Source organism: Oenococcus sicerae, from assembly GCF_004102045.2.
Lineage (GTDB): Bacteria > Bacillota > Bacilli > Lactobacillales > Lactobacillaceae > Oenococcus > Oenococcus sicerae.
The window spans coordinates 930,969-957,648 of sequence record NZ_CP029684.2 but is presented as its reverse complement, the minus strand read 5'-3'; the positions used below and the strand labels follow the sequence as shown (position 1 = coordinate 957,648).

At 41.2% G+C, this 26,680-nt stretch carries 23 protein-coding genes and 2 tRNA genes; 5 read left to right on the top strand and 20 right to left on the bottom strand.

What is annotated here, in order from left to right; translation table 11 throughout:
• Positions 1 to 62 precede the first annotated feature (62 nt).
• The 3 genes from DLJ48_RS04810 to DLJ48_RS04800 form a co-directional block, all read right to left on the bottom strand.
• Positions 63 to 135 (bottom strand) — tRNA-Arg (locus DLJ48_RS04810).
• A gap of 8 nt (positions 136 to 143) precedes the next feature.
• The gene (locus DLJ48_RS04805) at positions 144 to 1,151 is read right to left on the bottom strand and encodes a Gfo/Idh/MocA family protein (RefSeq protein WP_128686373.1); all 1,008 of its coding nucleotides are present in this window, start codon (positions 1,149 to 1,151) and stop codon (positions 144 to 146) included.
• Complete coding sequence (locus DLJ48_RS04800) at positions 1,148 to 2,026, bottom strand: GH25 family lysozyme (protein WP_128686372.1); 879 nt, start codon at positions 2,024 to 2,026, stop codon at positions 1,148 to 1,150. The genes DLJ48_RS04805 and DLJ48_RS04800 overlap by 4 nt, the downstream gene beginning before the upstream one ends.
• 44 nt (positions 2,027 to 2,070) lie before the next feature.
• On the opposite strand from DLJ48_RS04800, the gene DLJ48_RS04795 reads away from it, so the two are divergent.
• Positions 2,071 to 2,505 (top strand): GtrA family protein, encoded by a 435-nt coding sequence (locus DLJ48_RS04795; RefSeq protein ID WP_128686371.1) that lies wholly within the window; start codon positions 2,071 to 2,073, stop codon positions 2,503 to 2,505.
• Positions 2,506 to 2,583: 78 nt separating this feature from the next.
• Positions 2,584 to 3,066: a YbaK/EbsC family protein gene (locus tag DLJ48_RS04790; protein ID WP_128686370.1), complete on the top strand. Its 483-nt coding sequence runs from the start codon at positions 2,584 to 2,586 to the stop codon at positions 3,064 to 3,066.
• A 51-nt stretch (positions 3,067 to 3,117) separates the two neighbouring features.
• On the opposite strand, the gene DLJ48_RS04785 is transcribed toward DLJ48_RS04790, so the two are convergent.
• The 4 genes from DLJ48_RS04785 to gap form a co-directional block, all read right to left on the bottom strand.
• Complete coding sequence (locus DLJ48_RS04785) at positions 3,118 to 5,577, bottom strand: efflux RND transporter permease subunit (RefSeq protein ID WP_243148511.1); 2,460 nt, start codon at positions 5,575 to 5,577, stop codon at positions 3,118 to 3,120.
• 247 nt (positions 5,578 to 5,824) lie between these two features.
• The gene (locus DLJ48_RS04780) at positions 5,825 to 6,394 is read right to left on the bottom strand and encodes a TetR/AcrR family transcriptional regulator (RefSeq protein ID WP_128686368.1); all 570 of its coding nucleotides are present in this window, start codon (positions 6,392 to 6,394) and stop codon (positions 5,825 to 5,827) included.
• A 175-nt stretch (positions 6,395 to 6,569) separates the two neighbouring features.
• Positions 6,570 to 6,803, bottom strand: coding sequence for a preprotein translocase subunit SecG (secG, locus tag DLJ48_RS04775; RefSeq protein WP_128686367.1), 234 nt, complete (start codon positions 6,801 to 6,803; stop codon positions 6,570 to 6,572).
• A 111-nt stretch (positions 6,804 to 6,914) separates the two neighbouring features.
• Complete coding sequence (gap, locus tag DLJ48_RS04770; protein ID WP_128686366.1) at positions 6,915 to 7,940, bottom strand: type I glyceraldehyde-3-phosphate dehydrogenase; 1,026 nt, start codon at positions 7,938 to 7,940, stop codon at positions 6,915 to 6,917.
• Between the two features lie 203 nt (positions 7,941 to 8,143).
• Here gap and DLJ48_RS04765 point away from each other — a divergent pair.
• A tRNA-Arg gene (locus DLJ48_RS04765) sits at positions 8,144 to 8,216 on the top strand.
• A gap of 133 nt (positions 8,217 to 8,349) precedes the next feature.
• Here DLJ48_RS04765 and DLJ48_RS04760 read toward each other — a convergent pair.
• Together DLJ48_RS04760 and DLJ48_RS04755 are read right to left on the bottom strand one after the other, a co-directional pair.
• Positions 8,350 to 9,204: an SDR family oxidoreductase gene (locus DLJ48_RS04760; protein WP_161566111.1), complete on the bottom strand. Its 855-nt coding sequence runs from the start codon at positions 9,202 to 9,204 to the stop codon at positions 8,350 to 8,352.
• Positions 9,205 to 9,218: 14 nt separating this feature from the next.
• Positions 9,219 to 10,199, bottom strand: a complete 981-nt coding sequence (locus tag DLJ48_RS04755; protein WP_128686364.1) for a zinc-dependent alcohol dehydrogenase — start codon at positions 10,197 to 10,199, stop codon at positions 9,219 to 9,221.
• 124 nt (positions 10,200 to 10,323) lie between these two features.
• Here DLJ48_RS04755 and DLJ48_RS04750 point away from each other — a divergent pair, with 124 nt between their 5' ends.
• Positions 10,324 to 11,217, top strand: a complete 894-nt coding sequence (locus DLJ48_RS04750; protein ID WP_161566110.1) for a LysR family transcriptional regulator — start codon at positions 10,324 to 10,326, stop codon at positions 11,215 to 11,217.
• A gap of 160 nt (positions 11,218 to 11,377) precedes the next feature.
• Complete coding sequence (locus tag DLJ48_RS04745) at positions 11,378 to 12,643, top strand: NRAMP family divalent metal transporter (protein WP_128686362.1); 1,266 nt, start codon at positions 11,378 to 11,380, stop codon at positions 12,641 to 12,643.
• 66 nt (positions 12,644 to 12,709) lie between these two features.
• Here DLJ48_RS04745 and DLJ48_RS04740 read toward each other — a convergent pair whose 3' ends face one another.
• The 11 genes from DLJ48_RS04740 to DLJ48_RS04690 all read right to left on the bottom strand — a co-directional run bounded on the left by DLJ48_RS04740 (position 12,710) and on the right by DLJ48_RS04690 (position 26,656).
• On the bottom strand, positions 12,710 to 13,384 hold the full coding sequence (locus DLJ48_RS04740) for an HAD family hydrolase (protein ID WP_161566109.1): 675 nt from the start codon (positions 13,382 to 13,384) through the stop codon (positions 12,710 to 12,712).
• A 175-nt stretch (positions 13,385 to 13,559) separates the two neighbouring features.
• The gene (locus tag DLJ48_RS04735) at positions 13,560 to 14,843 is read right to left on the bottom strand and encodes a uracil-xanthine permease family protein (RefSeq protein ID WP_128686360.1); all 1,284 of its coding nucleotides are present in this window, start codon (positions 14,841 to 14,843) and stop codon (positions 13,560 to 13,562) included.
• A gap of 157 nt (positions 14,844 to 15,000) precedes the next feature.
• A complete protein-coding gene (locus DLJ48_RS04730; protein ID WP_128686359.1) occupies positions 15,001 to 15,636 on the bottom strand; it encodes an NAD(P)H-binding protein in 636 nt (211 codons plus the stop codon).
• Between the two features lie 141 nt (positions 15,637 to 15,777).
• Positions 15,778 to 18,636, bottom strand: a complete 2,859-nt coding sequence (gene uvrA / locus DLJ48_RS04725) for an excinuclease ABC subunit UvrA (RefSeq protein ID WP_128686358.1) — start codon at positions 18,634 to 18,636, stop codon at positions 15,778 to 15,780.
• Between the two features lie 76 nt (positions 18,637 to 18,712).
• Positions 18,713 to 19,444, bottom strand: coding sequence for an SDR family NAD(P)-dependent oxidoreductase (locus DLJ48_RS04720; RefSeq protein WP_128686357.1), 732 nt, complete (start codon positions 19,442 to 19,444; stop codon positions 18,713 to 18,715).
• Positions 19,445 to 19,517: 73 nt separating this feature from the next.
• The gene (gene uvrB, locus DLJ48_RS04715) at positions 19,518 to 21,539 is read right to left on the bottom strand and encodes an excinuclease ABC subunit UvrB (protein ID WP_128686356.1); all 2,022 of its coding nucleotides are present in this window, start codon (positions 21,537 to 21,539) and stop codon (positions 19,518 to 19,520) included.
• A gap of 83 nt (positions 21,540 to 21,622) precedes the next feature.
• Positions 21,623 to 23,041 (bottom strand): NAD(P)(+) transhydrogenase (Re/Si-specific) subunit beta, encoded by a 1,419-nt coding sequence (locus tag DLJ48_RS04710; RefSeq protein ID WP_128686355.1) that lies wholly within the window; start codon positions 23,039 to 23,041, stop codon positions 21,623 to 21,625.
• On the bottom strand, positions 23,041 to 23,349 hold the full coding sequence (locus DLJ48_RS04705) for an NAD(P) transhydrogenase subunit alpha part 2 (protein ID WP_128686354.1): 309 nt from the start codon (positions 23,347 to 23,349) through the stop codon (positions 23,041 to 23,043). The genes DLJ48_RS04710 and DLJ48_RS04705 overlap by 1 nt, the downstream gene beginning before the upstream one ends.
• Complete coding sequence (locus tag DLJ48_RS04700) at positions 23,346 to 24,527, bottom strand: NAD(P) transhydrogenase subunit alpha (RefSeq protein WP_128686353.1); 1,182 nt, start codon at positions 24,525 to 24,527, stop codon at positions 23,346 to 23,348. Before DLJ48_RS04700 ends, DLJ48_RS04705 begins: the two co-directional genes overlap by 4 nt.
• A 129-nt stretch (positions 24,528 to 24,656) precedes the next feature.
• Entirely contained in the window at positions 24,657 to 25,211 is a 555-nt protein-coding gene (locus DLJ48_RS04695; RefSeq protein WP_128686352.1) for a cysteine hydrolase family protein, read from the bottom strand.
• A 218-nt stretch (positions 25,212 to 25,429) separates the two neighbouring features.
• Positions 25,430 to 26,656: an ammonium transporter gene (locus DLJ48_RS04690; RefSeq protein ID WP_128686351.1), complete on the bottom strand. Its 1,227-nt coding sequence runs from the start codon at positions 26,654 to 26,656 to the stop codon at positions 25,430 to 25,432.
• Between the last annotated feature and the right edge of the window lie 24 nt (positions 26,657 to 26,680).

Sequence of the window (26,680 nt, the reverse complement as noted above, 5' to 3'; positions counted from 1 at the left end):
TATACCAGTTGTTTAAACAAACAAAAACCGTCAACTCAATGATGGCGGTTTTATTATCGTAATGGCCCAACCCGGAATCGAACCGGGAGCTTAGACTTAGGAGGTCCGTGTTTTATCCAATTAAACTATTGAGCCAGGAAAAATCAATCGTTGTCAGCTGAAAATCTAATACCAGCCGATTTGCGTAAATCAAACAACAGTTGAGTCACTTGAGAAGCTGTTGCCAGCCAATCTTCATATTTATCTGAATTAGCCTTGGCATAACGATCATTTAACACACTGGCAAAATCCTTTACTTCATCCAAAAGTGGGTTTTGACCGTTTCCCTGAACAATAATCCTGCTGTTTTGGCCATCGAATGCAGTTACCTGATTTAATTCGGACGGACTATCAATTCTAATTGTCTCTTTTAAAGCAAAAATTTCACTTTGCGATTCGGAATTAAAGGTCTTTGAAATAAAGATACCGATTGAAAAATTATCGTACTTCAAATGAATCCAGCCAAAACCATCAACACCACTTTTTAGCAATTGAGCTTGATAGTCAGCCTCTTTAGGATAACCAAACCAACCAACGACATCATACAAGGGATAAATGCCTAGATCATAAAGTGCGCCGCCAGAAAATTTCGTCGTAAAGACATTTGGCGGATTATCCGGATTGGCTAAGTATTCATCAAAACGACTGGAATAATGCGTATAAAATAAATTAGCAGCCTGAAGTCCCGCCAAATTCGTGATGGCCTCTTTGATTGCTTGAAAATTGGCATCATGATAATTTCTAGCTGCCTCAAATAATCGAACCTCCGGGTGATTCGCTAAACAATCAAGAATGATTTTGAATTCGCTCGGATTAGAAACAACTGGTTTTTCAACAATTGCATCAACACCATGTTCGATCGCAGCTTTAGCATGTTGAAAGTGAAAAGAGTTCGGCGAGGCTAAATAAACAGTCTGAATACCCGAGTCTAAAAAAACATCAAAATCATCATATAAAACGGCCTGCGTCTGATGAATTTGTTCAGCAAAAGCGAGCGCATTCTTTTTTTGCCGGGAATAGATCGCAACAATTTCATAATTACCCGATGCGATCGCAGCTTCGGCGAACTGCGCAGTGATCCAATGGGTGCCCACCAAACCAAGTTTTATCATTTTTCAATTCCTTCAGAGAATTTTTTTAGGTCTGTTTTACTACCATCGAAGGCCGATATCGGCAAACGAAATGAACGAATTCCAGAACCTATCTTCCCATTAGCATTATACTGGACAAACTGAACGGCAGAACCAATGTTATCTAAATTATTTTCAATCAGCCAGTACTTAATATTCAGACTGGTCAACTGGCTTTGGACCTTGTCATAAATTGCTTTATCACAGCGTACGATAACTGAGTTATTGGGATAATAATCCTTCAAATCTTGAATTAATCCTTGAAGGTTCGTAATCGAACCACTGTCCGTGATCGAATCATCACTAACATAGATGGCAATTGGCAAATTGCCAGTTTCTTTGCCAACTTTTTGAACAAAATACAAATAAGAACCATAAGCAGTTGTTGACGAATCAAAAACCAACATAGCACCTACCGATAGGCCAGCATCTTTGGCTGACTTGATAGAAGAGGAAAATAGATTATCAAGGCTACTGCTGCCAGTAGTCGCCCGAAAATAAGCAAAACTAATACCTTGAGATTTTAAATAAGGATAATCCGTATATGGCTGGTCCGAGCTCAGGGTCGTTCCCAAAGCAAAATTTTTCTGTTTTGCACTAGCAAGTTGCGCATCGGAACTGCTTGAAGAACTGCTTGTTTTACTGCTCGAATTTTGCGAACTTTTTTTCTTACTCGTTTGATTATTTTTTTCTGAAATGCTTCGGCTATTATTCGGCTTCGACCCAGCTGAGCCGCTTTGTGCAGGACTTTTGGCTGTTGACCATAATGCAATTGTCCAGACAAATCCAAGTGCTACTAAGATGAAAAAAAGATAGTCAAGAAAGTTTTTCTGTTGTTTGCGCTTCTTTTTTTGCACGTTTCTTATTATAACTAAGTCTTTCCGATAGCTATAATATATTTATGCTTGATAGGGCCAAAAACTATTACCGGCGAAAAAGAAACATGACCAATTATGTTATTTTCGGCGTTTCAGCTTTTATTATTAGTTTTTTAGTGTTTGCTCTTTTGGAGCAATTAACATCACTAGACTGGGCCACAGCTAATATCATCGCTTGGATCGCAGCAACGATCTTCGGCTATTACACAAACAGATCATACGTATTTCATAGTCATCATGAAAAATTTATTGCTGAAGCAATTGAAATGGCACGATTTTTTCTTGGACGCGGTTTCACGCTCATCGCTGAACAGCTAATTCTGTGGATCGGCATCCGTTTGCTTGGCATATATGCATTAGTAGTTAAATTGCTTGCCCAGATCATCGTCACCATTTTGAATTATATCATCAGCAAATTTCTTGTTTTTAAACAAAAAGAAACAAAAAATGGGAAATGAATTGGCCAGTTATTCAAAAACAATAGTTAATAAAACCAAAAGTATCAGGGCATGTGCTCAAAATGAAAAGAGAATTTGATGCAAAAAGCAACCGAACAAGAAGCATTAACCTTATTAGATCAATCCGGCATTAAGTACCAGCGAATTGAGCATCCGGCAATTTGGTCAATGGACGATCCAAATGCCCCCAAAAATCTGCCCAAGGTAAAAAATTTGCTACTGAAGAAAAAGAACGGCAGCAAGTTTTATTTGTATTTAACTAATAACACGAGAGTAGATTTTAAAGAATTGGCAGAAAGTTTAAAAATTTCAAGAAGCCAATTGGTTTTTTCGAGCGAGACAGAACTAGAAAACCTGCTAGGCCTAGTATCCGGTATGGTAACACCCTTATCTTTAATGCACGACGTTGAGAAAAAAGTACAAGTATTGATCAATCACGATTTAAAAAACCTGCCCCTTCTTGCTGTACATCCCAACACCAACCGAGCGACGATTCTATTAACATGGACTGATCTATTGAAACTACTAAGACAAATGGGCTATGAAGCAAAAATCGTCTAACAGTTATCGATTGATGACTGGTAGGCGATCTAATGAATCAACTTATTCGCTTTAGTTTTTTCTTCTAGTATTTTTGTCAAATAAATAGATGACTGCCGGAAGAACGGTTAGGGCACTGATCAATGAAAAACCAGTATCTAAAACCGTAATCAGGCCAAAGGTCTGCAATACCGGGAATGATGCGAAAATAATCGCAGCAAATCCACCCATGACAGTTAAACCAGAAACGGTGATAGCTTGACCGACCGATGAAACAGAGCTGATGATTGCTTGCTTGCTTTCAATACCTTGATCCCGTTCCTCTTTATATCGTTCCAAAATCAAAATAGTGAATTCAGTTCCGATGCCCAGTACCAATGAACTCAGGGCGATCGTGACCGGATTATAGGGAATATTCATCAGATACAGCGATAATGGTGACAATCCCAATACGATCAAAATAGGAATAACTGGCATCATAGCAAGCTTTAAATCACGATAGACCAACGCCAAGACAATGAAAATGATAGCTAGTCCGGCAAACATAATCAGGTCGTGGTTGGCAGTCATGTTGACTGTGCCGTTTAGCATCATCACTTGTGCACCGGCTGGAGAAATTTTCAAACCATTGTGTGAAGTTTTTTTAATATCTCGATTGATCTTGTTCAACAAAACCAACTGTTTTTTTGCCACTAATTTATTCTTGACCTTGAATTGAATGGTTGCAAATTTTTTATTACTGCTAATCGTTGTTTGGCGAGCAGCAGACGGCAGATTTTTGATAGAACTGCTTACGCCAAGTGCAGATAATCCTTGAATATGAACATTATTTTGTTCCAGCAAGGTCGCAACTGATGTGACACCAACAATACCAGAGTATTTCTCATTCTCGCTGGCGCCAATTCTTTTAATGGTTTGAATGTCCTGAACATCTAATTTTTTGTTGGACTTAACCAAATAGGTCAAATAGGTAGTTGAGCCAGCTTTTGTTTGCAGATATTTTGTGTTCTTCAACGTTGACATATTCTGCGGAATCATTTTTAATAAATCCGTTTGAACGCCAACTTTAGGCTCAAGCGAAAAACCGATCCCCATGGCAATTAGCCCAACAGCAAGAACCGCTTTGGCGTGATGAATGACAAAACCGGCGTATTTACCTAACAAAACTGATAATTTAGAATCTTGTGTGGCCTTGATGGTTTTCGTTGGATTCTTGTGATCCAATAATGTTAGCGTTGCAAACATTAAGACGATCTCAACAATGTAAGATGCAACTACGCCAATTGCGAGTGTTAGACCAAATTGCTGCATCATTGGTGCTTTTGCGAGGAACATAGTTAAGAAACTTAGCGACATAACGATCAAAGCAATACCAACCGCTGGACCCATATTACTAATGGCGATATCAGCAGCTATTTGGGAATCATTTTCACGACGATATTCTTCCTCGTAACGATTATGGAATTGAACCCCGAAATCTGTGCCCAAACCAATGATGATCGGCAAAGTCGCCATCGTGGCTAATGTTAACGGAATACCTAGCAGGCCCATAATGCCAAAGGTCCAAATCAAACTCACAACAACAAACAGCAGTGATAACAGACGCCGTCTAACCGGGAAAATAAGATATAAAATAACGATCATGATAACAACCGCTAGTCCTAACATAGTTCCCATTGTTTTGAAAACTTCATTTTGGACCTGTCCTTGAACAACAGGCAGTCCGGCAACACGTATTTTAATACGATGATAAAAATTTTCTTTATTGATCAGCCCGTTAATATCTTTAGAAAGTTGAACATAAACTGACATATCTGTTTTATCTGAAGTATTAACAACAAACAACAGATGTTTGCCATTTTGGGGCAACAATTGATTTAACTGCGTCGGTAATTTGCCATTGTTGGAAAACAACAAATTATGCAGTAATTTTGAATTCATATTTTGAACAGCTGGCAATGCCTTAATAACTTCTTTTTGGAGAATCGCTTGTTGCTGAGTAGTTAACAGTGAAGAAGAATAATTTTGAATTTGTTTCGTCTGAGCGGTTGTCATAACGGCCGTCGTAGCTAATTGTGCATTCTGACCAGTAGCAATTTTCCCAGCCATCTCGCTTTTTTGGCTAGCAGACAATAAATTGATCGAATAATTTTGAATTTTACTTTTCTGCTCAGTATTCAATAAATTTTCAAGCGTTGTCTGAATTTTAGCTTGCTGCCCGCTTGTCAGATTAGCCATGATTTCATTTTGACCATCTCCAGAAATATTAAATGAAGAGGTCGCCGAACCATTTGCAGCATTTTTAAGCTGTTCATTCATGACACTGACGATATTCATCGTGCCGCGAACGTTCTTAACTTGCTTAAGGTCATTTGACAAAATGGTAATTTTCTTAAGATTTTTTTGGCTGAGCAAGTCGCTTTGTTTGCCCGACATTAAAATATAAACACCATCACCGCCAAAATGCTTTTGGTAGGTCGTTGTATCCTTAAACACCTTGGAATTTTGACTGACAAAAATTTCATTGCCCATTGACAATTTTATTTTTGATAAACCCATTCCAAAAACGCAGGTCAATATTAAGATAATTGAGATACTTATTTTTGCATGAGCTTTAATCCATATTGCAAATTTATCAAACACTATTTTCATAACTTTACCATCCTCGTAAATGTAACAGCAAAAATATTATCATATAAAATAGTGCGATGATAGTATCAAAAAAGAACATGTATCTTAAAAAAAGACACATGTTCTTTTTTGATGTTTTTTTGAAAATTTAAATTTGGTTGGTCAAGTCAACAAGTTCCATCAACAGATTAATGACGGTATTGGGTTCTTGGAGCATATCCGCATTCATCCATTTATACAAAACACTGACCATACCTCCAGCCAGCATATAGGCCATATATTCTGGTGTTTTTGATTTTATAAACAATGCTTTGATATTTGACTGCATGGTCGTATTGAGATTGGGAATACTATCAGCCGACAAAAAAAGATTAGCGATCATGTTGACGAACAGTGGAATCGAGGCTGCTCTATTCCTGACGGTTAGATTTTTCATAAAAGCGCCATGGTCATGAACGTACATGACGATGCTGCTAATGAATTCTTTTGGTGTATTATCATTCGGGTTTTGTTCAATGATCCGTTGCAGCAAAAAAGAAAACGTGTCCGCAATCAGAAAATCCTTGTCCTGATAGTATCGATAAAAGGTAGACCGATTTATCAAAGCTTTTGTCGTAATGAGTTTGATCGTAATGGTGTCAGAAGGCTGTTTTTTCAGCAATTCTATAAATGACATTTGAATATTTCGCTTAGCTCTAACCTCTGCGTTTGTCAACATGGCGCAAATCTCCTTTACGTTTTTAAATAAACTATCAATCAAAAGCCATATGCTTTTTGGCTAATTATCCAAATATTGTAGCCAGCAGAATTTCGTTTGCAAGTTCGACTACTCATCTTATTATCGGATCAATTCCTTTATAAGGCAAAAAAAATAAGCTCATTATGAGCTTATTTTATTTCTGGAGAATCATTAATAGCAATCCCAGCAGCAACCAAATAACGCCCATGATAGCCGTTGCATGCTTCATAACAGATTCAAAACCTCTAGATTTTTGTGTCTGAAACAGATCGCTGCCCCCACCAGACAAAGCACTTAATGCATCCTGCTGCTTACTGGGCTGCATCATAATACTGATGACGAGAATAATTCCTAAAATGATCATTGTCGTTAAAATAAAATGTTCCATAACGATTTAAGTATATCAGACTGAGTAATTAATCAATGCCATATTTAGAAGTCCAAGCAATAAAAAAGGGCTTCTAAATGGAAGCCCTTCGTGAAACGATGTTAACAACCGTTAGTCTAACTTAGCAAAGTAAAGCAATGTGCGAATCATGTTGCAAGTAAAACCATTCTCGTTATCATACCAAGAAACAGTCTTAACCAACTGGTGATCGCCGCCCGTTACAATTTGAGTCTGAGTTGGATCAAAAACAGCACCATGAGTATCGTTAATGATATCAGATGAGACAATTTCATCATCGTTCCAGCCAAAACTGTCGTTGCCCTTAGTGTATTCTTTGAAGGCTTCGTTAACTTCTTCTTCAGTAACTTTCTTTGAGAGAATAGAAACTAATTCAGTCACAGAGCCATCAATAACAGCAACACGCTGAGCATGTCCGTTCATTTTGCCGTCAACTTCAGGTACAACCAAGCCAATAGCCTTAGCAGCACCGGAGCTGTGAGGAATCGTATTGGCAGCAGCTGTACGGTTACTGCGTTTCTTAGAGCCGCGAGGTCCATCAAGAATCATTTGAGTAGATGTATAAGCATGAACAGTGGTCATGGTGCCAGCTTCAACACCGAACTTGTCCTGCAGCAAACGAGCCATTGGCGCTAATGATTGGGTCGTGCAAGAACCAGCTGACACAATCGTGTCTTCAGCTTTCAAAACATCTTGGTTAACGCCAAATACGATCGTCGGAATATTGCCGGCAGGAGCAGAAATCAAAACTCGTTTTGCACCAGCGTCAATATGGGCTTGTGCCTTTTCTTTTGAAGTGTAGAATCCGGTACACTCAAGTACATATTCAACACCATCGTTCTTAACCCAAGGAAGGTTATGAGCATCTCTTTCGGAATAAATGTGATAGTCTTTGCCGTTAACCGTCAAAGTAGCAGTCTCATCATTCGCTGAAACGTCGGCGTTCAAAGTGCCATGAGTGGTATCGTACTTGAGCAAGTAGGCTAGCATTGAAGGTGTTGTCAAATCGTTGATCGCAACAACTTCAATATCAGAAGCCTTATCTTGCAAAGCTAAGATCCGGCGGAAGGCCAAACGGCCAATACGACCGAATCCATTAATACCAATCTTTACAGTCATAGAAAATTTTCTCCTCTTATGAATAATTTGGATATTGTCCTTCAATAGTATAACACGGGCTTCTGACAAAGCTTGACCATTGGGCTATTCTGACAGCCTTTTCGGAGCTTGACAAAAAAATAACTTGCTTTATTTTCTACATGATGTTCAGCCAAGCAAAAAAAGATAATTCCGGCTGATAGTCTAGTATAATGGTAATGTTCGCGCGAGTAGTGTAATGGATCATCACGTAGGATTCCGATTCCTGAGATGAGGGTTCGATTCCCTCCTTGCGCATTTTTAATTAGTTTTGCTGCTAGGACTCAATATTTTTCAAGATAGCCTGAACAAATCAGAATGTATCACGCGAATCAATGATGACTCGCATAAATAAGATCAAGTAATTGATTGCATAAAACTGATAGAGACATTACTTGGATTTTACTTGTATGCCTGCAATCACTTCATCAGCATACTGTTTAAATGTTTTCGCTGGGTAGCCCATTAAAGCATTGAAGTCAAAGGGGTTGCCAACATAAGGATGGTTTGAATGGTAAGCCATCATCCTGCCATGCATATCGTTTGCATGAACCGAGGGCGTATCTGGCGCTGAGATCATATTAACTTTGGCTTCTTTACCAATTTTGCTGCAGATATACTCAAGATCTTCGCGCATGGTCTCGGTTCCTTTAGAACAGAGATCTAATGAAGCATAATAATATTCGTCTTGACTCAACAGCACTTTACAAGCTGCCGCTGCAATATCTTCTAGGCTGATCATCGTTCCTGGCTGGTCCATTCCGATAAAAGTTGTCACTTCCCCTGTTTCAAAAGCGCTATTCGGCCCGGTAGGAAAATGCATCTCCATATAACCGCTTGGCTTGAGAATTGTGTAATTCAAGGTCGAGCCCATCAGCATATCCTCGACTTCATACTTTTCCCAATGCTGAAGCAGTTCCATAACAGTATTCATACATGAAGAAAATACAAAGTGTTTCACATGCTCACGCTTAGCAGCATTAATTAGCCGCTCGGACATAGATACAACACCATCCATTGCATCGGGCAAAATGAGAAAAATCTTATCTATGCCATGCATTGCTTTATCAATAATTTCATCACGGCGCAAATCACCAACAATGACTTCGCTAGCACCTAAATCTTTTAAAGGTTGCACGTTTTTTGAGTCAGGATCAACAGCCCGTACTTCAACACCATTCTTGGCAAGCATCGGAATCAAATGGTGTGCAATTCTGCCATATGACGCAGTAACAAAAACTTTCATAGTTTTCTCCTTGATTAGTTCCATTTAAAAATGGGGTTATTTAATGTCCGGTCTTTAGCAAGGACGCGTCCATAAATTTTTTTGATATTCGCTTCTGTTGGTTCGTAAATCGTATTTTCATGATCAGGAACTTGGATAGTGCCAGTACTCAGAAGCCACAAAAAGGTATTAATACATTTACGCTGCAAAGCCATCTGCGTATTCACAAAGTCACCTTTGACCGTCAAACATTTAATAAATATTTCGCCATAATTTAATAATTGCGGATCGTTATTGCCAGTGCAAAAGACGGTCGTTCCCAAAGTTTTGGTCAAGTGAATCGCTAAATTCATACCAGCGTTGCTGCCAGACATATCAATCGCAGCATCAACACCACCGGCTAGTTTTTTAATAAGATCCTCGATAGCAGCTGCATCTGATGGATCTAGCGCATAATCGGCACCGTTTTCTAAAGCCCTCTGACGACGGTTTTCCTCAAGATCAAATGTCACGATCGGATGAAATCCACTTGCTTTCGCTACTTGGGTCGCGATTTGTCCAACCACTCCTTGACCGATCAATGCAATTGAATGTCCTAATTTCAGTCCCGAATTTTGCAGCGTATAAATCGCCGTCATTCCAAGATTGTAAAAAACCGCATCATCTAAGTGCACATTTTCAGGAACATGGTAAACATCTTGCTGTTTAACATATGTCAGATTAGAGTGTGCACCATAAACAGGAGCGCCGATGACCTTATCACCAACTTCAAATCCGCTAACGCTGGCACCAATTGCTTTTACATATCCAACTGAACTATATCCTGGAATAAATGGAAATGTCGTACCCAGGACCACATGAGAACGATCGTTTTCAAGCCACTCCCTTTCACTGCTTTGACTAACCAAAGAGTAATGATTTTCAATCAGAATGTCATTGTCTTTCGGCTGACCCGTATCCTCTTCATGATATTCAACGTCTTTGGCTTTTGGCCAATAAATAGATTTTCGTAGCATCACTATCACCAATAACCTTTCAAATATTAAACTACACCCAAATTGTAAGCGCTTCTAAATATGATTGAAATAAAAAGCACAAGCATTTATGATAGATAAAACTCATAGTAAGGAATTAAGATTTATGAACTTTGAAAAGTTATGGTGTTTCATCGCTGTTGCTGAAAACAAAAATTTTACACGTGCAGCTAAGAAACTCTTTATGACGCAACCAGCAGTTAGCTTTCAAATCCAGGCATTAGAAAAAGAACTTGGTTTGACATTATTTAACCGAGAATACCATTGTATAAGTCTTACTTCGACAGGCAGAAAGTTCCTGCCGATCGCAAAAAAAATCCTTGCTGACTATGATCAAGGCACCAAGAATCTTAAAACAAATATCGCGACAAAAGCATCTACACAAAAACAATTTCTACGATTCGGATACTATTTCTCGCCTGGCTTTGCGCCAATCACGCAATCGATCACTAAATTTGCTGAAAAATTCGAAACAATACAAATAACAACTAGCAAATCAACTGGCACAGAAGCACTTCAAGCTGTCAAAAGCGGCAACGTCGATTTCGGTCTCAGCCTAATCAACGACACGAGCGATATCAATTGGATTCCGGCTCTGGAAGATAGATTTATCATTATTAAAAACAAGCGCTGGACTCGATCAGATCAAAAAGAAACAAAACTTTCCGATCTTGAAAACACGAGTCGCATCAGATTAGATTTAAAAGCTGATGATATTTTTCAAAAGTTAGAAAATAACATTTTAAATTATCCAAAAAAAAATGAAAAAACAATTCAAGTTTCATCTAGGGAATCAATGTTTGCTAATTTAGCCCAACGAAATTCTTTTGCGATCTTGCCTGAATTAGTTGCTAAACAAAATGATGATAATCTGGCAATTTTGCCCATCGCCGATCGAAGCAAGAGAGAAACAAATATACCAATTGGCTGGGCTTTCTCAACTCACGCTAGCAAATCGGCGATTCTGGCATTTAAGAAATTTATTCAAACAACCGTTTAATTTTCATCTTCAAAAAACATCGGTGCGCCATCGTGCAAACCTTAAAACACGATATTAAAAGTCCTGAAGAAATATTTCACATAATCTTAATATTGTGGATTACTTTTGTCGGCCTGACACTATAATTAATTCTCACAGGTCGAGGAAGGCAAATAAAAGCATGGCGTCAAGCATAAAATCATTAAAAACAGACAAAATTATTAGAAAACAACATAGCGGAATTTTAAAGGTTTGGGGACCGGGCTTGATCGTCATGCTAGCAGACACAGATGCTGGCTGTTTGATCACAGCAGCACAATCGGGCACACAATGGGGATATACAATGGTGCTGCCTCAACTGATCCTGATACCAATTTTATATATGGCACAAGAAATGACGGTTCGTTTAGGAATTGTAACAGGCAAAGGCCATGGACAGCTGATTCGTGAAAATTTTGGTATGGGCTGGGCTATCTTATCCGCTGGAACTTTGGCCTTGTCAGCCATCGGTGCTCTGCTGACTGAATTTGTCGGCATTGCAGGTGTTGGGGAATTATTCGGCATATCTAAGTGGATCACAGTTCCTATTTCAACCATTATTCTCGTAGGTATTGCCTTTAGCGGCAGCTATAAAAGAGTTGAAAAAGCCGGCATCGCAGTTGGGCTGGCTGAATTAACCTTTGTTATAGCGATGTTTATGGTCCATCCGAAAATGCATGACCTTTTGTCGGGGCTTATGACCATTCCGCTAGGAAATTCGTCTTATATTTATTTAGTAGCAGCTAATGTCGGTGCTGTGATTATGCCCTGGATGATTTTTTATCAGCAAGGCGCTGTGATCGACAAAGGTCTCAGCAAAGACACAATTAAAAAAGAACGTCACGATACCGCAATTGGCACTTTGATTACTCAAGGCATCATGATCGTTGTGATCATTACTTTTGCAGCGACACTCGGACGGCTTGGCAGCCACACACCACTGAATACAGTTGGAGAAATTGCCAATGCTTTAGCACCCTTTATCGGCTCAGAAACATCCAAAATACTAGTCTGTGCCGGTATTTTAGGCGGCTCGCTCGTCGCAGCGCTGGTCGTTGCACTAGCAGGCACTTGGGGCATCACAGAAGTCCTAGGCTGGGACCATAGTCTTAATGAACGTTTGAACAAAAAGAATGTCGGTTTTTATACAATGTATGCACTGGCTCACATTATCGGTGCTGTCTTAGTCCTTGCCAATGTTGGGCTGGTCTCTCTCGCTATTACGGTTGAAGTCATGAATGCATTGCTGCTGCCAATCGTGCTGGGTTTTTTGCTGGTATTAGAAGCTAAAGCCTTGCCTGATAAATACCGCATGCATGGTTTTTATAAATGGCTTGTTACTTTTCTTTGTTTGGCGGTCATGCTTTTCGGTCTTTACATGATCGGACCGGTACTTGGTATTTGGTAAATTAATTTAAATTAAACTAGCATTATTTGTCAAAAAAAGTCTGGTATGCGCCGGACTTTTTCGTTATCAAAATAATGCTAAATAAGCTCGTAAATTGGCATCCAAATAGTCATCTACCACAAGATCAACACCTTCATGTGCAAACGCGGCATTATTGTGATTAGTCGCAATCGCAACGACATTGCCGATACCTGCATTTCTTGCTGCTAATATACCCGATAACGAATCCTCAAATACAATGCAGTCTTGGGGATTTTTTTCTAGTATCCGACTAGCCTGCAAGTAGTAATCAGGTGACGGTTTACTTTTAATCTGGCCATTATCATAAATGATTTTTTCATAATCAAACCACTTGGCTAAGTTAAATAAACTAAAATAAAAATCAAGATTTTCTTTCCCTGCTGCCGTGGCGATCGTCATCGAACGCTGCTGCCTGCTCGCATTATCAAGCAACTCAGTTGCGCCCTCAATTAAATGCAGTCCCTCTTGGTCATCCAAACACAGCTGCCGATAAATCCGTTCCTTTTCTGCTGCAACTTCGTTTGCTTCGCTCACGCTAAATTTTTTCTTAAAAATAAATTCGATTGCTTCTTGGTTGGTGCGACCGTGAATATATTCTTGAAACTCAGTCGCAGAAATGGGCCGAGACAGATGTTTGGAAGCAAATAATTGCCAGGCTTTTTCATGCTTCTCGGAATCTCTATATAAAGTACCATTGAAATCGAATATAAGTCCCTTCACTATCCCATACCTCTTTTCGCTAGGTGGTTTGTGCAGACAACATTGTCTTTACTAATTATATTCGTAACCCTGATTATTCATAAATAAAAACCTCTCAAAATCAGATTTTCCATCTAACTTAAAGAGGCTTATGCAAGCAAAAACAATACTTATTATGAAAAAATTGTCATAATGTTTATTTTTCTGAAGCAGCGATTTTTGGTAAAACAAGATTCAAAATGATACCAATGATCGTTGCCAAGGCAACACCTGTAAATTCCAATGTCGAATGTGCCAGCGGAATCTGTAAGTTAAAATTACCGATCCCAATAACTAGAATGGGTGCAGCGATCATGAGATTACGTTTCTTAGAATAATCAATTTTATTATCAACGATTATTTGCAAACCAGCGGCAGCGATCACGCCATAAAGCATAAACCCCACACCGCCAATAACAGCGCCAGGGACTGTTTGAATCAAGGCAGATAGTTTGCCCACAAAACTCAAAACCACTGCCAAAACGGCCGCACCACCAATGACCCAAACTGAGTAGACTTTACTCATCTGCATGACACCAATATTTTCGCCATAGGAGGTCACTGCAGGGCCACCCACTAAGGAGGCAGCAATTGAAGCAGTACCATCACCAGCAAGTGTTTTATTCAATCCTGGATTCTTAAAGAAATTACGTCCTGTAATTTTATTAAGCACCATAACATGGCCTAAATGCTCAGAAATCGTGACTAGTGCCAATGGCGCCATCTCGATCACTGCTGAAGGATAAAATTTTTTGCTGGCAAACAGCGAATTGAAATTCGGCAATGCAAACCAATGAGCAGCTGCGACTGCCTGAAAATCAACAAGTCCAAAGATAGTAGCAAAGATATAGCCGGTAATAATACCGAGCAGAACCGGAATCATACCTAAAAATTTCTTAAAATACATGTTGTAACAAATTGTCGCGATCAATGTCAGAAAGGCGACAAAGAAAATTTTAAGATCATATTTGTTTGTCAATGAATTGATCGTCGCATTAGTAGCGGCAGAATTCGCCAGCGACAATCCGATCATCATGACGATCGGGCCGACAACGACCGGAGGAAAAATTTTGTTGATCCAGTCGGACCCGATTTTTGACACAATTAAAGCAACGATCAAATAAACCACGCCGACTGAGAAAACACCTTGAGCAACAGCTGGATATCCAAAGGACTTCATCAAACTCGTCATAGGAATAATGAAAGCAAAACTCGAGCCCATGTAAGCCGGGATTTTTCCATGGGTAATCAGCATATGCAGCAAAGTACCAATACCAGATGAAAAAATAGCAACACCGGGATTCAGACCAACTAATAAAGGTACTAGCACCGTGGCACCAAACATACTGAATAAATGTTGAAAACTTAAACCGACTAAAATTGGAAACGGTGGTCGATCATATAAATCATAAATAGCACCATTCGAACGTTTTTCTTCCATAATCTTTCTCAATTCCTCCAAAATGTGCTAATTAAGAAAAAACGCAACCATCACCCGGAAAAATGGGTGATAGCTGCGTTAAAGCGTCTTGCTAACTTGTTTTCTAATTTTTTGCACTGTCAACAATTAAAACAGGACAAACGAGACTTGTCAATAGTTATTTATCGCCAATCGTAAAACGTTGGCCAAGAAAACGCGGTTCTTCAACCTCATTTAAAATAGCAGTTGCGATATTGCCTGAAGTGACATGTGATTTGCCATCAGCGGCATAAAGCAGGCTATCACGCCCGGTCATATAGCTGGATTTTGGGCCATCAACAAATTCCTGTTGCGGTGAAACAGCGGTCCAATTAAGACGTTCATCATCGTGTTGCAACAAATATAATTCATCAACACCATATCGGGGTTCTTTAATCCAAGATTCGTTATTAGGCAGTTGGGACATGACGTCATATAGCAAGCGATCGTCTTTTCTTTTCAAAGAAGCAGCACCCAAGATAAAAACAAATCGTGTTTTCAAACCACGACCAATTCTGATTAAATGAGCCAAGGCATCAAGATTGTTGATTGGATTTTCATGATCAGCGAAAGCGTTGATCACAACATCAAACTCAGTCAGATTAATCGCTGCAATCTGATAAATACTTTTTTTAACGAACTTGCCAGCTCCTAGAAGCTTAATTGCTTTTTTTCGATTGCGGACAAAAGCAGTGACATCATGGCCGCGATCAATTGCCTCTTTGTACACCGCTCGTCCAGCCATCCCCGTTGCAGCGATAATTGCGATTTTCATACTAAGTGCTCCCTAAGCAACCTCATACCGAATACCAAGTATTTCCGTCTATGCCGCAGTTACAAAATATTCAGTATTCACAAAGAAGAGTTCTCAAAATCTCACAAAACCATTCTTAGATTCATTCTACTCTAAGCAGGATCAAGATTTATCAAGTAGTTTTTCACGATTTTCATCACGCAACATAATTGGTGCCAAATAACAGCCTGTATAAGACGCTTGAACCTTGATAATATCCTCTGGCGTACCGGTCGCAATAATGCTACCGCCGGCTGCACCGCCCTCTGGTCCTAAATCAATAATCCAATCGGCTGTTTTGATCACATCTAGATTGTGTTCAATCACGAGCACGGTATTACCAGCTTCCACTAATCGGTGCAGGACCGCTAGCAAACGTTTGATGTCGTCAGTATGCAGGCCAGTCGTCGGCTCATCCAAAATATAAAAATTTCTGCCAGATTGCAGACGATGAAGTTCACTGGCAAGTTTCATTCTTTGAGCTTCGCCACCAGAAAGAGTCGTTGCAGACTGGCCCAGTTGGACATAACCCAAACCAACATCTTGGATCGTTTGCAATTTACGGGCAATTTTTGGAATTGTCGAGAAGAAAGGCAGCGCCTCATCAACAGTCATAGCCAGCACTTGCGCAATGTTTTTACCTTTGTATGTTACCTCGAGTGTTTCTGAATTGTAGCGTGTGCCGCCGCAAACCTCGCAAGTCACAAATACATCTGGTAAAAAGTTCATCTCAATTTTAATAATACCGTCCCCTTGGCAATTTTCGCAACGGCCGCCCTTCACATTGAAAGAAAAACGTCCTTTGGCATAACCACGCATTTTAGCCTCATTCGTCTGCGCAAACAAACCGCGAATGTCATCAAACACGCCTGTATAAGTAGCAGGATTCGATCTAGGTGTACGGCCAATTGGTGATTGATCAATATCGATCACTTTTTCAATGTTTTCAAATCCTGTGATCGATTTATATTGACCCGGTCTCTCTGAGTTGCCGTTCAATTTTTGTTTTAAGGCACGCTTCAAAATAGCATTGACCAGAGTCGATTTGCCAGAGCCCGAAACACCTGTAACAGCGATAAATTCACCTAGTGGAAATTTAACGTCAATTTTTTTTAAATTATTTTCGGCAGCGCCTGTGATTTCAACAAATTGGCCATTACCTTGGCGGCGTATTTTCGGTACCGGAATAAATTTTTTACCAGACAAATACTGGCCAGTAATGGATTTACTAGACCGCTCGACTTGTTTTGGCGTGCCAGCCGCCATCACCTGGCCACCTTGGTCACCAGCACCCGGACCAATATCGATCAGGTAATCAGCTGCCAGCATTGTATCTTCGTCATGCTCAACCACCACTAAAGTATTACCTAAATCACGCATTTGTTTTAAAGAACTTAATAGTCGGTCGTTGTCCCGCTGATGCAAACCAATCGATGGTTCATCAAGGACATATAAAACGCCGGAGAGATTCGAACCGATCTGGGTAGCTAGACGAATTCGCTGACTTTCACCACCGGATAGCGTACCGGCTGAACGGCTTAAAGTTAAGTAACCTAAGCCAACTGAAATCAGAAAACCTAAACGATCAGATATTTCTTTCACGATCGGAGCTGCGATTTCTTGATCATTCGGACCAAGCGTTAGTGCCTTAAAGAAAGCTGCTTCATCAGTGATTGCCAATTGAACGACCTGACCGATATTTTCATGATTGATTTTCACAGATAAGGCGGCTGGATTGAGTCGATAGCCGCCGCAATCGGGACAAGCCATCTCATCCATATATTGACTCATGACATCACGTGTAAATTCAGAATTAGAATCTGTATAACGACGTTGAACATTGTGCAAAACGCCCTCAAATTGATTGTCGCTATCGCGAACACCGCCAAAGTCATTCTCATAATGAAAATGAAAAACCTTTTTGCCAGCACCATTCAAAATCATGTTACGCTGCTTTTTCGGTAATTGATGCCAAGGAGTATCCTCATCAATACCGTTTTGCTGAGCAAATTGGGACAGCATTTCCGGATAATAATTTGAAGAGATTGATTTCCATGGCGCGATCGCACCCTGTCTAAGTGTCAAACTGTCGTCGGGCACAACCAATCCTAAATCTACCTCTGGCAAAACACCTAGTCCTTGGCAGGTCGGACAAGCACCCATCGGCGCATTAAAAGAAAATAATCTTGGTTCCAAACGACCGACACGAAAATCTTTCAGCGCACCAACATAGTGGTCCGAAAACTTTGCCTTGACGCCATCGACCTGCTCAACTAATACTTGGCCATCGGCAATTCTCGTAGCTGCCTCCATCGCGTCAAACAAGCGCGATCGGACGCCGTCTTTTAAAATGATACGATCAATCATAATTTCAATCGTATGCGTTGTTTCACGATCCAGCTTCAACTGTTCAGGATCATCCAATTCCACAATTTGACCATCAATTCGAGCACGAATATAGCCAAGTTTTTTAGCGTTTTTTAAAGATTGTTCATGCGTACCTGCAACCTTTTCAATGATGGGTGCAAAAATCTGTAAACGGGCCCCGACATCGAATTTCATGACCCTTTCAACCATTTGGTCAACCGTTGTCAAAACAATTGTGCCGTCTTTTGGCGCATCAGGCCGACCGACACGGGCAAACAGCAACCGCAGATAATCATTGATTTCTGTAACAGTGCCAACAGTTGAACGCGGATTATTATTAGTCGTTTTTTGATCAATAGAAATAGCTGGCGACAAGCCTTCAATTGAATCAACGTCTGGTTTTTCCATCTGTCCCAAAAACTGCCGAGCATACGCCGACAAACTTTGAACATAACGGCGTTGTCCTTCAGCATACAAAGTATCAAAGGCCAGGCTAGATTTCCCGGAACCTGACAGTCCGGTTAAAACTGTCAAACTATCTCTTGGAATATCCACATTAATATTTTTTAAATTATGAGAACGAGCCCCACGAATTGAAATGTATTTATTTACCATAAATAATATTCTAAGGCATTTGTGAATAAAAAAAGCGAACATTCGTTCGCTTTAATCATTTTGCGAGAATTGCGCCTTAAGCCATTTGGCCGCCGTCAGCCGTAAATTCAGAACCGGTCGTAAATTCGCTTTCATCTGAAGCTAAATAAGTGACTAGTTTTGCAATGTCCTTCGGCTGGCCCAAATGCCGCATCGGCGTTGTAGCTACGGCCATTTCTCTCATCTTATCAGGAATGATCTCAGTATCAATCCAGCCTGGGTGGACAGAATTGATCCTAATTTTCTTGCCCATCTGTAAAGCTTCAAGTGCTGCTGCCTTAGACAATAGCCGCGTACCGCCTTTAGAGGCAGAATAATCAGCTGCACCGGGAAGGCCGCGTAAACCAGCAACTGAAGAAATATCGATCACTGAACCCGGTTCAGCCATTTGGTTCAAAGCAAAACGGATACCAAGAAAATTACCAGCCAAATTAATCGACTGTGTCCAGTTAAACTCATCCAAAGACATCTGAGCTAAAGGCTTGCCAACGCCACCAACACCAGCATTGTTGACCAAAATATCAAACTTGCCGAATTGATCGATCGTGGCATCGATCACTTTTTTCCAATCAGCTTCTTTGCTGACATCCTGCTGCATAAAAATAATATCGCCAGCAATATCCTGAACGGCTTGATCGCCTTTTTCTTGATTTCGACCCGTAATCACAACTTTTGCGCCTTCAGCAATGAAATCAGCTGCGATCGCCTTGCCAATACCGGCATTTCCTCCAGTTACAATAGCGACTTTGTTCTCTAAACGATCAGTCATATTGGATCCTCCATGTGAATAATTTTACTATATATTCATCATATTCATTTTATCAAATTGAATAAAATAATAATTATTTTTGCGTCATTTTATGCTTTAACTCAATCACAGAATCACGCAGCTGGGCTGCTTCTTCAAAATCCATGCGTTTTGCGGCGGCTTGCATTTGTTCGGTCAGATTAGCCAGCATTTCTTTTTGATCCCCGATCGGCATATCAGCAAACGCGATCTGTGTCAGATCCATCTTCGATTCATCACTGGAAGCCACATCGTGTGAAATTGCGATGACACCGCGAATATCTTTTTTGATCGTCGTTGGTGTAATATCGTGGTCCTGATTATATTGCATCTGAATCTTGCGACGACGCGCTGTTTCATCAATCGCTTTTTGCATATTTTCCGTGATCACATCGGCATACATAATGACATGGCCATGGGAATTTCTCGCGGCACGACCGATCGTCTGGATCAGCGACCGTTCATTACGCAGAAAGCCATCTTTATCCGCATCCAAAATTGCCACCAGGCTAACCTCGGGCACATCCAGACCTTCACGCAGCAAATTAATACCGACCAGCACATCAAACTTGCCTAAACGCAAATTCCGTAGAATTTCACTGCGTTCCAAAGTCTTGATATCACTATGCAGGTACTGGACTTTGACGCCGTTTTCCTTCAAATAAGAGGTCAGATCTTCAGACATACGTTTGGTCAAAGTTGTAATAAAGACACGTTCATTTTGTGCTGCACGCTGGTTGATCTCACCCAATAAATCATCAATTTGGCCCATGATCGGCCGAACTTCGATTTCCGGATCCAACAAGCCGGTCGGTCGAATAATTTGTTCAGCAATATGATCCGGTGCGACACGTGCTAATTCGTAATCACCAGGCGTTGCCGACATATAGACGACCTGATTGACATGTTTTTCAAATTCAGCTATTTTCAAGGGACGATTATCTAAAGCCGATGGCAAACGAAAACCATAATCGACTAGTGTCTTTTTCCTCGCTTGATCGCCATTATACATACCGCGAACCTGCGGCATCGTGACATGGCTTTCATCAACAACCAGCAGAAAATCATCGGGAAAGAAATCCAGCAGCGTAAAAGGCGGCTCTCCTTGTTTGCGGCCATCCATCCAGCGGGAGTAATTTTCGATCCCATTTGTATAACCCATTTCCAGCAGCATTTCAATATCGTATTCCGTCCGCTGTTTGATACGCTGAGCTTCTAGCAATTTGCCCTGTTGTTGGAAATTTTTGACTGATTCCGTCATTTCTTGGCGAATGCCGTCAGTGGCTGCCTGCATAATGCTGTCATTAGTCATAAAATGTTTGGCTGGAAAAATTGAGATAAAATCATCCTCTAAAATAACCTCACCAGTCAGTGGATTGATTTCGCGAATGCGATCGATCTCATCACCAAAAAATTCGACACGAATGGCTTTTTCATCTTCGGAAGCCGGAAAGATTTCGACAACATCACCGCGGACTCGGAAAGTTCCGCGAGCAAAATCGATATCATTACGAACATATTGAATATCGATCAAATGACGCATCAGGCTATTGCGGCCGTACTCTTTGCCAACGCGCAAACTGATCACATGATCTTTATATTGATGGGGATCGCCTAAACCAAAAATCGATGAAACCGAAGCGACCACGATCGTATCATTTCGAGAAAGCAGACTACTTGTCGCACTGTTACGCAGTTTATCTATCTCGTCATTAATACTGGCATCTTTTTCGATATAGGTATCTGATGATGGTACATAAGCTTCCGGCTGATAATAATCATAGTATGAAACAAAATACTCGACAGCATTATCTGGGAAAAATTCCTTCATTTCGCCATAGAGCTGACCGGCTAAAGTTTTGTTATGCGACAAAATCAACGTAGGTTTGTTCTCGGCCGCGATCACGTTGGAAATGGTAAATGTTTTCCCGGTTCCGGTGGCACCAAGTAAAATCTGTTCTTTGACACCAGCATTCAAACCGCTGATCAATTGTTTGATCGCAGTTGGCTGATCACCAGTCGGCTGATATTGACTATGCAGTTTAAATTTTCCCGGTAAAGGTGTTTCTAATTTCATAAAACTATTATCTCATTTTCAATGATGGCAAATACAAAAGGACCCCCTGATGGAGATCCCTTGCACAAACTTTAAAAGAATCATTATTGATTGACGTATTCCTTGGTCGCAGCAATAATATCTTGCAAACCTTTTTTGGCATCCGAGAAAAACATTTTCGTATTATCCAAGGAAAACAGCGGATTAGAAACACCCGCATAACCAGACCCCATCGATCGTTTGATGACAACGACCGATTTTGATTTATCAACATCCAAGATCGGCATACCAGAAATATCATTACCGGATTCGCGGGCTAATGGATTAGTAACATCGTTAGCACCGATCACTAAGGACACATCCGTATCTTCGAACATTGAATTAGCTTCATCCAGCTGTTTCAATTGATCGTAAGGTACATTCACATCCGCTAGCAATACATTCATATGCCCAGGCATTCGGCCAGCAACTGGATGGATCGCATAATTGACGTTAATATCGTGATCCGTCAAAAGTTTTGCCAATTCAGCCACTTCATGCTGTGCCTGAGCAGCAGCTAAGCCGTAACCGGGCACGATCATGACGTTATGAGCATAAGCCAGTTGCAAACCGATATCATCAGCAGATGTCTCAACTACTTTAACGGGCGCACCATCAGTAGCGCTCGGAGCAGATGATTGAGAATCACCAGTCCCAAAACCGCCAGCTAAAATATTAGCCACTGATCGATTCATAGCATCGGCCATTTGCAAAGTCAGGATCGTACCAGCAGCACCAACTAACGCGCCGGCGATAATCAAAACTTGATTGTCAATAACGAAACCGGCAAAGGCAACAGCTAAACCAGTAAAGGCATTGAGTAGTGAAACAACAACCGGCATATCGGCGCCGCCGATCGGCAGTGTCATCAACAAACCGAAAATCAAACTAGCTGCCAAAGCTAATAGCAGGAACCAACCGTTTTCTGGCTCTGTGATCATGAAAAAGGCTGCAGCAATGGTCGCGATGACAACGACAATGTTGGCTAATTTAGCAGCGGGGAAAGTAATCGGTTTACCGGAAACCTTTCCCGAAAGCTTGCCAGTTGCAATCAGAGATCCTGAAAAAGTAATACCGCCGATGATCACATCCAGCACCACTGGAATCGACAGCATGAGTTGCAAATTTCCAGAAACAGTCACGTAATCAAAGATACCGATCACGGCTGCAGCGCCACCACCAACAGCGTTAAACAGTGAAACTAACTGAGGCACATCAGTCATCGGAACCTTTTTGGCCCGAGTAAAACCATAAAAAATACCAATGGCCAGGCCAGCAATCAAAGCGATCCAAGCAACAGTTTGGACCTTGCCAGCTGTCAATAATTCGAGCAAAATCATGATAACCGCTAAAATCATACCGACAAAAGACAGACGGTTACCCTTTTTAGCCGTTTTCGGGCTGCGCATCAGATGGACACCGATCACATAACAAAAAGCTGATACCAGATAGACCAAAGAAGCAATTGTTTTCAAAGTACTCATTATTTATCCGCCTCCTTTTTGTCACCAGGCTTGCGGTCAAACATGCCCAGCATCCGATCTGTGACCGTATAACCGCCGGCAACATTAATAGCTGCAAACAAAGCCGCGAAGAAAACCAGCACATACAAAAACCAATTATTTGCTTCTGCAGCGATCGCAAAAGCACCCACAACAACCACACCATGAATGGCATTTGCCCCAGACATCATCGGCGTCTGCAAAGTCGACGGAATTTTTGACATAACTTCAAATCCGACCAGCAGGCTTAAAACAAAAATTGCTAAATTAGCATAGAGTTCCTGACTCATTTTGCCGCCTCCTTTTTCACTTCGGGCTCAATTTTAGCTGCACGCTTTTCCAAACCAAGCCGGCCTCGCAAGAAATTAGAAGTGATTTCTCCACCAGCAGTGGCTACTAAATCAGTCAAAACATCATCATCTAAATCGAGCACAATTTCACCATCTTTAACAATGTAGTTGATCGTGTTTTGAATATTTTTTGCGTACATGTCCGAAGATGATTTCGGTAAACGGCTAGCTAGATCCCCGGCACCAACGATTAAGGCACCAGATTTTGTGATAACTGTTTGACCCGGTTTTGATCCTTCAACATTGCCGCCAAGATCTGATGATCCCAAATCAATAAAGACGGTTCCAGCTTGAGCATTATCGACAGCCTTTTTGGAAACAACGACCGGCGGTTTACCGCCAGGTACTTGGGCAGTCGTAATAATGACATTATTTTCAGCAATGAAACCTGCCAATTCAGTTTGTTGAGCCTGCCTTTCATCGGCAGTCAAGGCCCGTGCATAACCGTTTTCGTCTTTAACTTGAACGGCTGAGATCAGCGCTTTGGCAGCTAGTGATTCGATCTGGCCTCTTGCATCTTCACGGATATCATAACCAGAAACCACAGCTCCCAAACGGTGCGCTGTACCAATTGCTTGTAAACCAGCAACGGCAGCGCCGATCACAAGGACTTTAGCCGGTCTTGCCGTTCCGGCAGCGGTCATCATCATCGGAAAATACTGCGGGTAGGTATCAGCCGCTAATAAAGCCGCTTTATAACCTGCGATCGACTTTTGTGATGAATTGGCATCCATATTTTGAGCACGCGAAACAGTACGCGGCAACAGCTCAAAAGCAAGTGAATTAACACCGGCAGTCGATAGTTCTTCAACGGCTTTTTTGTCGCCCATCGGATTCAGCATGCCGATGATCGTTTGACCCTTGCTTAATTTTTTTAAGCTGGCTGCCGTTGGTTCATTAACCACGGTCACGATATCAGCCTTTAATGCTTCAGTTCGATTAACAACTTCGGCGCCCGCGTTTATGTAACCATCATCCGAGTAAAATGCCTTAACACCAGCATTTTTTTCCACAAGAACTTTAAATTTGTTCTTGACTAGTTTGGCAGCGATATCTGGTGTCAAAGCGACACGATTTTCGCCATCAGCTTCTTTTAGAACAGAAACAACAATTGCCATAAAACTCCTTCCATCAAACAGTTCACGTCGCGATTTGTGCAAACGTTTTCACAACCTCTTAATTTTATAACTTTAAAAAAAATAAAAAAGCCACCCAAATGATCGCTTTTTACTTATAAGAAAATTAAATTAAAGGACGGCCGCTCCTAACACATTTTCGAAATGTGCTAACGCCCACTCTTGACCCGCCTGCGTCAAAGCAGCCACTGCATTTTTGTGAATGATGGTTTGATAATTTAAATCATAGGCATCGACCGCTGTATGGAGCACACAAATATCTGTACAGACACCGACTAAATGCAAAGTATCGATTTTTCGTTCGCGCAAACGAATATCGAGATCTGTACCGGCAAAAGCACTATAACGCGTTTTGTCATACATGTAAACTTTCGGATCATTTTTATTTGCCTCATACCAGTCAGCAACTTTACCATAAAATTCGCGCCCCCAACTATCACGTACGTTGTGCGGCGGGAATAATTTCGTCTCTGGATGATAAGGATCCTGCGGCGTATGCACGTCAGTCGGCAAAATCACCCAGCCACGATCAGCTTTGACTTGACTAGCCAAATCAATGATCGATCCATCAAGAAGCTGTGCCGGCTTGCCGCAGGTCAAAGCCCCCTTATCGTGCACGAAATCATTCGTATAATCAATAATCAGCAGTGCCTCATTTTCTGCCATCAGTTCAGTCTCCTTTTTGGGTGAAAGATCTTTGCTTTCACTCAGCTAAATTGATTATAAACGCTCCAATAGCGAACAGAGCCAGGCAATCTTGATAACCGTTCATTGTGCCTATTGATTATTTTTTAATCTTTTCAAAATCAACATAGTCAGTATTCTAGTCTACTAAATTGCCGTCTAGCCACAAGGTATAACAGCAAGGCATAAATCCAGTAAAGCTACATCAAATAATCTGCATCCTCACCGTGTTCGCCCCGATCCAGACCATCGCGCTCTTCTTCAGCAGTCACACGCATTGGCAGCCACAACTTTAATAATTTGACGATCACAAAGGAGATAATAGCCGCAAATAAAATGGCAAAGACAGTCGCAAATAATTGCGTGCCGAATAATTTAAAACCACCGCCATAAAACAAACCGTCCAACGCGATCGAGGGGTTCACTGCCCGACTAGCAAATAAACCTGTTAAAATACTACCCACGATACCGCAGACACCATGGCAGCCAAAGGCATCCAGAGCATCATCCAGGCCGATCCGATGCTTAATTTTATTGACAAAGAAATAGCTGGCTAGCGCAGAAATCAGCCCGATCCAAAAAGCACCAGCTACAGTTACATATCCAGTGGCCGGCGTGATGCCTACGAGACCACAAAGAGTGCCATTGCAAACACCAGCTAAGCTGGCTTTGCCTTTGAAGGCCATTTCGACCAGCATCCAAGTGATCATCGAACTAGCTGTCGCAACTGTTGTTGTTAGAACTGCTTGCACAGCGATCTGGTCCGTTGCTAAAGCCGAACCAGCATTAAAGCCGTACCAGCCGATCCAAAGGATCGAGGTGCCCAAGAGTGCCCAAGGCAAGTTGTAATGCTTCTCTTCAACGCCTTTGCGAAAACTTGCGCGCTGGCCCACACAATAGGCTAATACCAAAGCCGTGACACCGGCATCAATATGTACGACCGTACCGCCGGCAAAATCAATCACGCCCAGCTTAGCCAAAAAACCATTTGCCCAAACCATGTGCACAAGCGGGTAATAAATGAAAATGGACCACAGCACCGTGAAAGCTAGTAAAAATTTAAAACGAATCCGGCCAACCACAGCACCAACAAACAGAGCTGGTGTGATGACGGCAAACATCATTTGGAAAATCAGATATAAACTCGTCGGAATTTTAGTAGCGGTCAAGGCTGTTAATTTAACACCATGCAGCAAAAAGGCGCTAAAATTCCCAACGATCCCAGCGAAATCTCCGACAAAAGATAAAGAGTATCCACAGATGATCCACATGACGATCGCCAGGCCACACATGATAAAGACCGAGAGCATCGTGTTAACAACGTTTTTCTTATCTCCAAGTCCTCCGTAAAAAAAAGCCAGACCAGGTGTCATAAATAGGACTAAAACGCTCGATAAAATTAAGAAAAGAGTATTGGCTGTATTCATTATTTTACTAATATAAACTAGCTA